Source organism: Escherichia albertii NBRC 107761 = DSM 17582, assembly GCF_000759775.1.
In the GTDB taxonomy this organism is placed as follows: Bacteria; Pseudomonadota; Gammaproteobacteria; order Enterobacterales; family Enterobacteriaceae; genus Escherichia; species Escherichia albertii.
The window spans coordinates 129,762-141,427 of sequence record NZ_BBMY01000001.1; the positions used below are offsets into that span (position 1 = coordinate 129,762).

At 50.6% G+C, this 11,666-nt stretch carries 11 protein-coding genes and 2 pseudogenes; 11 read left to right on the plus strand and 2 right to left on the minus strand.

Going from position 1 to position 11,666, the window contains the following annotated elements; genetic code table 11:
- Positions 1-89: 89 nt before the first annotated feature.
- The gene (gene csrD / locus EA14781_RS00650; RefSeq protein ID WP_001241458.1) at positions 90-2,030 is read right to left on the minus strand and encodes an RNase E specificity factor CsrD; all 1,941 of its coding nucleotides are present in this window, start codon (positions 2,028-2,030) and stop codon (positions 90-92) included.
- 151 nt (positions 2,031-2,181) lie between these two features.
- On the opposite strand from csrD, the gene acuI reads away from it, so the two are divergent.
- Entirely contained in the window at positions 2,182-3,156 is a 975-nt protein-coding gene (acuI, locus tag EA14781_RS00655; RefSeq protein ID WP_001148443.1) for an acrylyl-CoA reductase (NADPH), read from the plus strand.
- 165 nt (positions 3,157-3,321) lie between these two features.
- Positions 3,322-4,022: pseudogene (locus tag EA14781_RS00660) on the plus strand (DUF1444 domain-containing protein).
- A 17-nt stretch (positions 4,023-4,039) separates the two neighbouring features.
- On the opposite strand, the gene EA14781_RS00665 reads toward EA14781_RS00660, so the two are convergent.
- Positions 4,040-4,291, minus strand: coding sequence for a hypothetical protein (locus tag EA14781_RS00665; RefSeq protein ID WP_000991834.1), 252 nt, complete (start codon positions 4,289-4,291; stop codon positions 4,040-4,042).
- On the opposite strand from EA14781_RS00665, the pseudogene EA14781_RS25575 reads away from it, so the two are divergent.
- The 9 genes and pseudogenes from EA14781_RS25575 to yhdJ all read left to right on the plus strand — a co-directional run.
- Positions 4,251-4,490 (plus strand): annotated as a pseudogene (locus EA14781_RS25575) (cytochrome b family protein); the annotation flags it as partial. The gene EA14781_RS00665 and the pseudogene EA14781_RS25575 overlap by 41 nt on opposite strands.
- Positions 4,491-4,885: 395 nt before the next feature.
- Positions 4,886-5,356: an acetyl-CoA carboxylase biotin carboxyl carrier protein gene (accB, locus tag EA14781_RS00670; RefSeq protein ID WP_000354617.1), complete on the plus strand. Its 471-nt coding sequence runs from the start codon at positions 4,886-4,888 to the stop codon at positions 5,354-5,356.
- Positions 5,357-5,366: 10 nt separating this feature from the next.
- Complete coding sequence (gene accC, locus EA14781_RS00675) at positions 5,367-6,716, plus strand: acetyl-CoA carboxylase biotin carboxylase subunit (protein WP_000884646.1); 1,350 nt, start codon at positions 5,367-5,369, stop codon at positions 6,714-6,716.
- Between the two features lie 108 nt (positions 6,717-6,824).
- On the plus strand, positions 6,825-7,067 hold the full coding sequence (locus EA14781_RS00680; RefSeq protein WP_000381171.1) for a YhdT family protein: 243 nt from the start codon (positions 6,825-6,827) through the stop codon (positions 7,065-7,067).
- Positions 7,057-8,508, plus strand: coding sequence for a sodium/pantothenate symporter (gene panF, locus EA14781_RS00685; protein ID WP_001175710.1), 1,452 nt, complete (start codon positions 7,057-7,059; stop codon positions 8,506-8,508). Before EA14781_RS00680 ends, panF begins: the two co-directional genes overlap by 11 nt.
- A gap of 11 nt (positions 8,509-8,519) precedes the next feature.
- The gene (gene prmA, locus EA14781_RS00690) at positions 8,520-9,401 is read left to right on the plus strand and encodes a 50S ribosomal protein L11 methyltransferase (protein ID WP_001145816.1); all 882 of its coding nucleotides are present in this window, start codon (positions 8,520-8,522) and stop codon (positions 9,399-9,401) included.
- A gap of 328 nt (positions 9,402-9,729) precedes the next feature.
- Positions 9,730-10,695, plus strand: a complete 966-nt coding sequence (gene dusB, locus EA14781_RS00695; protein WP_001219652.1) for a tRNA dihydrouridine synthase DusB — start codon at positions 9,730-9,732, stop codon at positions 10,693-10,695.
- Between the two features lie 25 nt (positions 10,696-10,720).
- On the plus strand, positions 10,721-11,017 hold the full coding sequence (gene fis / locus EA14781_RS00700) for a DNA-binding transcriptional regulator Fis (RefSeq protein WP_000462905.1): 297 nt from the start codon (positions 10,721-10,723) through the stop codon (positions 11,015-11,017).
- A gap of 84 nt (positions 11,018-11,101) precedes the next feature.
- The coding region (yhdJ, locus tag EA14781_RS00705) for an adenine-specific DNA-methyltransferase (RefSeq protein WP_042335269.1) at positions 11,102-11,666 on the plus strand (565 nt) is incomplete at its 3' end.

An 11,666-nucleotide genomic window follows, 5' to 3' on the forward strand; every position in this document is an offset into this window, starting at 1 on the left:
ATATGCTGCAACAATCTGGCGAGCAGACAAGCACACTCCCATAAGACGCAGCGCGCGTTATTCTACGTGAAAACGGATTAAACGGCAGGTTAAACCGAGTATCTTTGTGAATATTTTTTCACGTTAGTATCAAGTGGCTGTGAGGACGCGAAAAAATCCCCCTGCCCACCTGCAACCCCGCGCTGAATCAGGGTCTGCCACTCGCTTCGCGAACGCACGCCAGTGGCGTAAACCTGGGTGTTTGTCCCGGAACAGGCCTCTACCAGACTCTGAACCAATAGCTGGTTCTCCGTTCGCTTCTCAATGTTTCTTACCAACCCCGGATGGAGCTTAAGTAATTCAACATTAAGTTCTTTGATCCAACTGGTACTCACCAGCGTCAATCCGGCCTGATTAACGGCTACCCGTACGCCTAAAGCATTCACCAAACGAATGACGGGTTGTAAACGGCTGATATGTTGACCAACATCAGCCTCTGCAAGTTCAATAATTATGCGTTTTCGTTGCGATTTTTCACACTGCATCAACGTATCACGCAGCCAACGCTGAAAACGCGGGCGAATCAGCGACTCGACCGTAACCTGAACGGCCAGATTTTCCTGCGGCCAGTAACGCAATAACGGGATCAGACGGCTAATTTGCAGACGGTCATACTCTTCCGATAAACCAAACTGCATCACCATCGGCATATATTCTGCCGAGCTCACTTCTTCGTTACCATCAAAGATGCGGCACATGAGTTCGCGGTGATGGACCTGTCCTTCGCGGGTGACCGCAGGCTTCTGATAAAGACGTGGGCCGCCGCGACTCAGCATTTGCTCGATCAGTGTGCGCCAACGAACATTGCCGCGTCCTTTTTCAGGTAATGAGTCATCGTAAATAGCCCAGCTATTCCCCCCCTGTAATCCCGCATTGCGCGTGGCGGATTCCGCATGATCCATCACCTGCTCGGTGTCCTGACCGCTACGCCAGGCGCAGATGCCAATGTGGATCATATCATCGCGATCGAGCATTTTGTTGGCCGGCAAGGTATCAACCGCTTTGATCAATTGACTGGCGATACTCTCCGCCTCTTTTAATGTCCGGTGCGGCAACAGCGCGGCAAAGTCACTACGGTGATAACGCGCCAGCAGCGCCCCCGGATAACGCATCATAAATGTCGACAACAGATTCGTCAGGGTAAAAAACTGTTCTTCCACCAGGCTATGCCCCCAGGTGTCGCTCAACATATTGAAATCCGGCAGACGGATCATCATCACGATACCGTGGGTGCCGACTTTCTCCTGATCTTCCAGTAATGTCGCCAACTGGTTATCGAAAAAGAGGCGATTATTAAGGCCGGTTTTGATGTCCTGTGCAGCATAAGAGCGAATCAGCGTATCAAGGCGACTGTGCTGTTCGCGGGCGTTCTGAATTTCACGCAGCAGCGTATCCAGCGCACTACTGGTTCTGGGCGGCCATTCATAAATGCTCCCCAGCACATTCGCGCCACGCTCGCCGTTTAAGATGCGAGTGGCGCGGGTCTCCAGCAGTTCTTGTCCGGCAAGTTGCCGTTGCAACCAGCGTACCGCCAGAAAGAGCATAATAATGATAAAGCCAATCGCGATAGTGAGCGGCGCGGTGGTCATCAGCGAATGGAAGTAGTTACCCATCGGATCCTGATAAACCAGACGTAGTGACATCCCCGGATGCTTAACCAACGGAACAGTCAGATCGCGAAACAGATCGCTAGTGCCGACCGGGCGATAACTCCCGTTACGGGACTGGGTATAAACCGTTTTTTTGTCGTGTAAAAGCTCCACACGAACGATATCCGCCGACATCATTAGCTCGGTAATTTGTGGTCTCAACGTACTGAAATCATTCGACACGAGGTGAGTATCGATCGCCGTCGCCACCGCCTGAACACGATGGCTAAACTTATACTGAATAGCGTTGTAGAAACTGAGTGAGCACCCCAGCAGAGTCACAAAAATCGTTAACCCGGTGAGCAGCGTGACAAAGGCCGAAAATTTCGTCGTTAATCTCATCCTTGTGTTAACTCCGATAGTGAGGAAGCGGGCATACTAGCAAATCAGATTTATCTCGCAATTTATTGCGCTTCATCGGCTTTGCTTTTCAATTAGCGAGTATAGTCTTCCGAAATTATTTTCCAATCCATCATGCACATGAGGACAACTTATGCAGGCGTTACTTTTAGAACAGCAGGACGGCAAAACCCTCGCATCTGTACAGACTCTGGACGCAAATCGCCTGCCGGAAGGCGATGTGACCGTCGATATCCACTGGTCGAGCCTGAATTATAAAGATGCGTTAGCAATCACCGGAAAAGGAAAAATCATCCGTAATTTTCCGATGATTCCTGGTATCGACTTTGCCGGAACGGTACGCGCCAGCGAAGATCCTCGTTTTCATGCCGGTCAGGAAGTGTTACTCACTGGCTGGGGCGTCGGTGAAAACCACTGGGGCGGGCTGGCAGAACAAGCGCGCGTGAAAGGTGACTGGCTGGTTGCCATGCCGCAAGGTTTGAACGCCCGCAAAGCGATGGTTATCGGTACTGCCGGGTTTACTGCCATGCTGTGCGTGATGGCGTTGGAAGATGCCGGTGTTCGTCCGCAGGATGGCGAGATTGTCGTGACTGGGGCCAGTGGCGGCGTCGGCAGTACTGCAGTGGCGCTGTTACATAAGTTGGGTTATCAGGTCGTTGCTGTATCTGGTCGCCAAAGTACCCATGAGTATCTGAAAAGTTTAGGCGCCTGCCGTATTCTGCCACGCGATGAGTTTGCCGAATCCCGCCCGTTGGAAAAACAACTTTGGGCCGGAGCGATTGACACTGTCGGCGACAAGGTACTGGCAAAAGTACTGGCGCAAATGAATTACGGCGGCTGCGTCGCGGCCTGCGGTCTGGCGGGAGGGTTTACTCTGCCAACAACAGTTATGCCATTTATTCTGCGTAACGTCCGTTTACAGGGAGTAGATTCAGTGATGACGCCACCAGCACGCCGCGCACAAGCCTGGCAACGTCTGGTTACTGATCTACCGGAGTCATTCTATGCTCAGGCAGCAAAAGAGATATCTTTGGCAGAGGCGCCGAAGTTTGCCGAGGCTATCATTAATAACCAGATCCAGGGGCGCACACTGGTGAAGGTTAACTAACCATTTAGCAAGGACTAATAAGAGAGGGAACTCATTTTGAAATCATTATTCAATCGGTTAACGGGAAAAGCGGTTAGCCGGACAGCTTTCGCCGAGCATCTTGGTCATGAAGTTGTACAACATCATCCAAACTGGAAAGTCATGATTTCGACTGACCATAAATTGATGCGCATTGATACGGGTCACCAAACGGTGGAAATCACCCTTGATGATGCCTACAAACGTTATCAAGCCTCACCAAATCCACTGGAAGAAGTGGCTACGGATATGCTGAAACAGCTTGCAGAAATGCTGCCGTCCGGGCGCTGTATTGTCCCGGTGATTAAAGAAAAAGCCTGGCTGGATACCGTTCGCCAACAGCTTAGCCAGTACGAGTCAGATCCAGAGGTCCTCAACGCCTCGCTGGATTTTGCCTGGGAAGACTTTAACGATGAGTTAATTATCCTGTTTGCTGAAGATGGTAGTGAAACCATGCGCTATCTGATGCGCCAGGAAGTGACTATTGACCGTGAACAAGCCATCAGTAATTTGAAGCAAATATTGCCAGAAATTACGGCTGAAATCGTTGATACAGACGCCAATGATGCGAAGGTTGCAGCAATCTCCGCTGGCGGCACTTATGAACCCAGCCTGATGTTAATTGACGATCTTTGGGCACAGTCACCCGATCCTGAATGTGGAGAACTATTAGTGACCATTCCCTCCAGAGGGAAACTGTTTTTCACTCATAATGATCAGCCTGCAAACCTCAGCGCATTACGGCAGATAACAGAACAATGTTTCCGTGAGGATGACCATCCTCTGACAACACAGATATTCATCCGCCGTAACGGTCACTTTTTCCCTGGGTAGAAACCTTGCATTAACGCCCCCTCCGTCATGCTTAAAAAAGCTTGTCGGAGTATGTGATGAAAGCTGCAAACTCACCAAAGCCGATGTTGCTATCAAATCGGCTTTGGTATTGCAGCGCGGTAAGTTCTGAAAGCATCAGGTAGCAACATTGCCGCCAGACAAAGCAGTTTGCCTTCTGCAAAATGGGGGAATAATCTGATTTTACTTGATCATAAATCAACCACTCAAACCGGGTTAATACAGGCATTGTCAGTGGGTTGATTTTACCTGCTTTAGCATTCACTTCTAACCAGGCGATGCGGTGAAAATGGGGTAACCTCCGGCAACAGTTGCATAATATCGTCTATCTTGTCGCTATCCTGGTCCCCCTACATGATTTGTGGTCTGTGAAAATTATCTCACTGCAGCGCCTCATCTTCGCCAGGCTGGCTTTAGCATTTTTAGCCTTACGTTATAAGAAGTTCCGTCAATGGTGGCGCTAATTTCATGAATTGTGCGGTTTGTTGCAAAACGCGCGGCGTTGAAGGTTATTTACACGTTAGCTGTTGATTATCTTCCCTGATAAGACCAGTATTTAGCTGCCATTTGCTACGAAATCGTTATAATGTGCGACCTCGCTTCTCCTGACGCGTTTTTTAAGCCGCGGAAAAGGTGACAATGGCGCAACGAAGGTATATTTTGTTTTTTGCCGGAGGATAGCAGCAAATCGCTGCACAATGTCCGTCAAGTCTTACATTGACACTCTGGGGCAAAATAGACCGGCGTCCCGGCCTGCTGGAATTTACCGCTATGCATCAGCTGTCGGGACATACGCTTTACTAGACGGCGGTGAAACGCCTGTCACAATCACACTAAACAAAGAGTACGGAACCCACTCATGGATATTCGTAAGATTAAAAAACTGATCGAGCTGGTTGAAGAATCAGGCATCTCTGAACTGGAAATTTCTGAAGGCGAAGAGTCAGTACGCATTAGCCGTGCAGCACCTGCCGCAAATTTCCCGATGATGCAACAAACTTATGCTGCACCAATGATGCAGCAGCCAGCTCAATCTAACGCAGCCGCTCCGGCGACCGTTCCTTCCATGGAAGCGCCAGCAGCAGCGAAAATCAGTGGTCACATCGTACGTTCCCCGATGGTTGGTACTTTCTACCGCACCCCAAGCCCTGACGCGAAAGCGTTCATCGAAGTGGGTCAGAAAGTCAACGTGGGCGATACCCTGTGCATCGTTGAAGCCATGAAAATGATGAACCAGATCGAAGCGGACAAATCCGGTACCGTGAAAGCAATTCTGGTCGAAAGTGGACAACCGGTAGAATTTGACGAGCCGCTGGTCGTCATCGAGTAACGAGGCGAACATGCTGGATAAAATTGTTATTGCCAACCGCGGCGAGATCGCATTGCGTATTCTTCGTGCCTGTAAAGAACTGGGCATCAAGACTGTCGCCGTGCACTCCAGTGCGGATCGCGATCTAAAACACGTATTACTGGCAGATGAAACGGTCTGTATCGGTCCGGCGCCGTCAGTCAAAAGTTATCTGAATATCCCGGCAATCATTAGCGCCGCTGAAATCACCGGCGCAGTAGCAATCCATCCGGGTTACGGCTTCCTTTCCGAGAACGCCAACTTTGCCGAACAGGTTGAACGCTCTGGCTTTATCTTCATTGGCCCAAAAGCAGAAACTATTCGCCTGATGGGCGACAAAGTGTCAGCAATTGCCGCGATGAAAAAAGCCGGCGTCCCTTGCGTACCGGGTTCTGACGGCCCGCTGGGCGACGATATGGAAAAAAACCGCGCCATTGCTAAGCGCATTGGTTATCCAGTGATTATCAAAGCCTCTGGCGGCGGCGGCGGTCGTGGTATGCGTGTTGTACGCAGCGACGCTGAACTGGCGCAATCTATCTCTATGACCCGTGCGGAAGCGAAAGCTGCTTTCAGCAACGATATGGTTTACATGGAGAAATACCTGGAAAATCCTCGCCACGTCGAGATCCAGGTTCTGGCAGACGGCCAGGGCAACGCTATCTATCTGGCTGAACGTGACTGCTCTATGCAGCGCCGCCACCAGAAAGTCGTCGAAGAAGCGCCAGCACCGGGTATCACCCCAGAACTGCGTCGTTACATCGGCGAGCGTTGTGCAAAAGCGTGTATTGATATCGGCTATCGCGGCGCGGGTACGTTTGAGTTCCTGTTCGAAAACGGCGAGTTCTATTTCATCGAAATGAACACCCGTATCCAGGTTGAGCACCCGGTTACCGAGATGATCACTGGCGTGGACCTGATCAAAGAACAGCTACGTATTGCTGCAGGCCAGCCGCTGTCGATCAAGCAAGAAGAAGTTCACGTTCGCGGCCATGCGGTGGAATGCCGTATCAACGCCGAAGATCCGAACACCTTCCTGCCAAGCCCGGGCAAAATCACCCGTTTCCACGCACCTGGCGGTTTTGGCGTGCGTTGGGAGTCTCATATCTACGCGGGTTACACTGTACCGCCGTACTATGATTCAATGATCGGTAAACTGATTTGCTACGGTGAAAACCGTGACGTGGCGATTGCACGTATGAAGAATGCGCTGCAGGAACTGATCATCGACGGTATCAAAACCAACGTTGATCTGCAGATCCGCATCATGAACGACGAGAACTTCCAGCATGGTGGCACTAACATCCACTATCTGGAGAAAAAACTCGGTCTTCAGGAAAAATAAGACTGCAAAAGCGTCAAAAGGCCGGAATTTCCGGCCTTTTTTATTACTGGGGATCGACAACCCCCATAAGGTACAATCCCCGCTTTCTTCACCCATCAGGGACAAAAAATGGACACTCGTTTTGTTCAGGCCCATAAAGAGGCGCGCTGGGCGCTGGGGCTGACCCTTTTGTATCTGGCTGTATGGTTAGTAGCCGCTTACTTACCTGGCGTTACCCCCGGTTTTACCGGCTTTCCGCGCTGGTTTGAAATGGCCTGCATCCTGACGCCGCTGCTGTTTATTGGACTGTGCTGGGCGATGGTAAAATTTATCTATCGCGATATCCCGCTGGAGGATGACGATGCAGCTTGAAGTGATTCTACCGCTGGTCGCCTATCTGGTGGTGGTGTTCGGGATCTCTGTTTATGCAATGCGTAAACGAAGCACCGGAACCTTCCTTAATGAGTATTTCCTCGGCAGCCGCTCTATGGGCGGTATTGTGCTGGCGATGACGCTCACCGCGACCTATATCAGTGCCAGTTCATTTATCGGCGGGCCAGGAGCGGCTTATAAATACGGACTGGGCTGGGTGTTACTGGCGATGATCCAGCTACCTGCGGTCTGGCTTTCACTCGGTATTCTCGGCAAGAAGTTCGCAATTCTCGCGCGTCGCTATAATGCGGTAACGCTGAATGACATGCTATTTGCCCGCTACCAGAGTCGTCTACTGGTGTGGCTGGCAAGCTTGAGTTTATTGGTCGCGTTCATTGGTGCAATGACTGTGCAGTTTATCGGAGGCGCCCGCTTGCTGGAAACGGCTGCAGGTATCCCTTATGAAACCGGTCTACTGATTTTCGGTATCAGCATTGCGTTGTATACCGCCTTTGGCGGCTTTCGCGCCAGCGTGCTGAACGACACCATGCAAGGGCTGGTAATGCTGATTGGTACCACTGTGCTACTTATTGGCGTCGTACATGCCGCTGGCGGTTTAAGCAATGCGGTAGAAACTCTGCAATCTATTGATCCGCAACTGGTTACGCCGCAAGGCGCTGACGATATTCTGTCGCCTGCCTTTATGACGTCGTTCTGGGTACTGGTGTGCTTTGGGGTGATTGGCCTGCCTCATACCGCTGTGCGCTGTATTTCCTATAAAGACAGCAAAGCGGTACATCGGGGGATCATCATCGGGACGATTGTAGTGGCAATCCTGATGTTTGGTATGCACCTGGCCGGAGCGTTAGGTCGTGCGGTAATCCCCAATCTCACCGTGCCGGATCTGGTAATCCCAACATTAATGGTAAAAGTGCTGCCGCCGTTTGCTGCCGGAATCTTCCTTGCTGCACCTATGGCCGCGATCATGTCGACGATCAACGCTCAATTGCTGCAAAGTTCCGCTACGATCATTAAAGATCTCTATCTGAATTTGCGCCCGGACCAGATGCAAAACGAGACGCGTCTGAAACGGATGTCGGCGGTGATCACGTTGATTCTCGGTGCGTTGCTGCTGCTTGCCGCCTGGAAGCCGCCAGAAATGATCATCTGGCTGAATTTGCTGGCCTTCGGTGGGCTGGAAGCCGTCTTCCTGTGGCCGCTGGTGTTGGGTCTTTACTGGGAACGCGCCAATGCCAAAGGTGCGCTAAGTGCAATGATCGTTGGCGGCGTGCTGTATGCCGTACTCGCAACGCTGAATATTCAGTACCTGGGCTTCCACCCTATCGTGCCCTCGTTGCTACTAAGTTTGCTGGCTTTCCTGGTCGGAAACCGTTTCGGTACATCCGTCCCGCAAGCTACCGTTTTAACTACTGATAAATAAAGAGTTTTTCCATGCCTTGGATCCAACTGAAACTGAACACCACCGGCGCAAACGCGGAAGATCTTAGCGATGCGCTGATGGAAGCGGGTGCCGTTTCTATCACTTTTCAGGATACCCACGATACGCCAGTATTTGAGCCGCTGCCGGGCGAAACGCGCCTGTGGGGCGACACCGATGTGATTGGTCTGTTCGACGCTGAAACCGATATGAACGACGTGGTGGCGATTCTGGAAAACCATCCGCTGCTCGGCGCGGGCTTCGCGCATAAAATCGAACAACTGGAAGATAAAGACTGGGAGCGCGAATGGATGGATAATTTCCACCCGATGCGCTTTGGTGAGCGTCTGTGGATCTGCCCAAGCTGGCGTGATGTGCCGGATGAAAACGCGGTCAACGTGATGCTAGATCCGGGCCTGGCGTTTGGTACGGGGACTCATCCAACCACCTCTCTGTGCCTGCAATGGCTCGACAGCCTCGATTTAGAAGGTAAAACGGTTATCGACTTTGGCTGTGGCTCCGGCATTCTGGCTATTGCGGCGCTGAAACTGGGTGCAGCAAAAGCCATTGGGATTGATATTGATCCGCAGGCAATTCAGGCTAGCCGCGATAATGCCGAACGTAATGGCGTTTCCGACCGACTGGAACTCTACTTACCGAAAGATCAGCCAGAAGCGATGAAAGCCGACGTGGTGGTCGCTAACATCCTCGCAGGCCCATTACGTGAACTGGCGCCGTTAATCAGCGTCCTGCCGGTTTCAGGCGGTTTGCTGGGCCTTTCCGGTATTCTGGCAAGTCAGGCGGAGAGCGTTTGCGAAGCTTATGCCGACAGCTTCACTCTGGACCCGGTTGTGGAAAAAGAAGAGTGGTGTCGCATTACCGGTCGTAAGCATTAACCTTCGCAATACTGCGCGGTGATGCAAGGCGAAGTGCGAGCAACGTCACAAAAGGCACGTAAATTTGCTGATTATTTACGCAATTTTGCGTGCCCAAATTTTCATTCATAAAGAAAAATTGAGAACTTACTCAAATTTCTTCAAGTGCAAAATTTAGCCACTAATTTCTAATGTGATGATTTTTATGATTAATTATCGACACACGCTCATTTTAAATGCAATTCTTTGATCCATCTCAGAGGATTGGTCAAAGTTTGGCCTTTCATCTCGTGCAAAAAATGCGTAATATACGCCGCCTTGCAGTCACAGTATGGTCATTTCTTAACTCATGCGCATCGGACAATATCAGCTCAGAAATCGCCTGATCGCAGCGCCCATGGCTGGCATTACAGACAGACCTTTTCGGACGTTGTGCTACGAGATGGGAGCCGGATTGACAGTATCCGAGATGATGTCTTCTAACCCACAGGTTTGGGAGAGCGACAAGTCTCGTTTACGAATGGTGCACATTGATGAACCCGGTATTCGCACCGTGCAAATCGCCGGTAGCGATCCGAAAGAAATGGCAGATGCAGCACGTATTAACGTGGAAAGCGGTGCCCAAATTATTGATATCAATATGGGATGCCCGGCTAAAAAAGTGAATCGCAAGCTCGCAGGTTCAGCCCTCTTGCAGTACCCGGATGTCGTAAAATCGATTCTGACCGAGGTCGTTAATGCAGTGGACGTTCCTGTCACCCTGAAGATTCGCACCGGCTGGGCGCCGGAACACCGTAACTGCGAAGAGATTGCCCAACTGGCTGAAGACTGTGGCATTCAGGCTCTGACCATTCATGGCCGTACACGCGCCTGTTTGTTCAATGGAGAAGCTGAATACGACAGTATTCGGGCAGTTAAGCAGAAAGTTTCCATTCCGGTTATCGCGAATGGCGACATTACTGACCCGCTTAAAGCCAGAGCTGTGCTCGACTATACAGGGGCAGATGCCCTGATGATAGGCCGCGCAGCTCAGGGAAGACCCTGGATCTTTCGGGAAATCCAGCATTATCTGGACACTGGGGAGTTGCTGCCCCCACTGCCTTTGGCAGAGGTTAAGCGCTTGCTTTGCGCGCACGTTCGGGAACTGCATGACTTTTATGGTCCGGCAAAAGGGTACCGAATTGCACGTAAACACGTCTCCTGGTATCTCCAGGAGCACGCTCCAAATGACCAGTTTCGGCGCACATTCAACGCCATTGAGGATGCCAGCGAACAGCTGGAGGCGTTGGAGGCATACTTCGAAAATTTTGCGTAAACAGAAATAAAGAGCTGACAGAACTATGTTCGAACAACGCGTAAATTCTGACGTACTGACCGTTTCTACCGTTAACTCTCAGGATCAGGTAACCCAAAAACCCCTGCGTGACTCGGTTAAACAGGCACTGAAGAACTATTTTGCTCAACTGAATGGTCAGGATGTTAATGACCTCTATGAGCTGGTACTGGCTGAAGTAGAACAGCCCCTGTTGGACATGGTGATGCAATACACCCGTGGTAACCAGACCCGTGCTGCTCTGATGATGGGCATCAACCGTGGTACGCTGCGTAAAAAATTGAAAAAATACGGCATGAACTAATTCAGGTTAGTTAACTGCTTGATTAAAAGGCGCTACTCGGCATGGGGAAGCGCCTTTTTTATAGGTGTCACAAAGGGAGTGACCATGAGAACAGGATGTGAAGCCACCCGATTTGGCGATGAAACAAAAACCATCATCCAGGGCGATGCTCTCTGCGAACTAAAAAAAATGCCCGCAGCCAGCGTTGATCTTATCTTCGCCGACCCACCTTATAACATCGGCAAAAATTTTGATGGAATGGTCGAAAACTGGAAAGAAGACCAGTTTATAGATTGGCTGCTTGAGGTTATTGCGGAGTGCCATCGAGTTCTGAAAAAACAGGGCAGCATGTACATCATGAACAGCACAGAAAACATGCCTTTTGTTGATCTCTACTGCCGCAAGCTTTTTACCATCAAAAGCCGCATCATCTGGTCATATGACAGTTCCGGCGTACAAGCCAGGAAATATTACGGTTCCATGTATGAACCCATTCTGATGATGGTGAAAGACGCCAAAAACTACACGTTTAATAGCGACGCTATTCTGGTAGAAGCTAAAACTGGAGCGCGACGCGCATTGATCGACTACCGCAAAAACCCTCCCCAACCCTATAGCAACCAAAAAGTGCCTGGTAATGTCTGGGATTTTTCACGTGTGCGCTATTTGA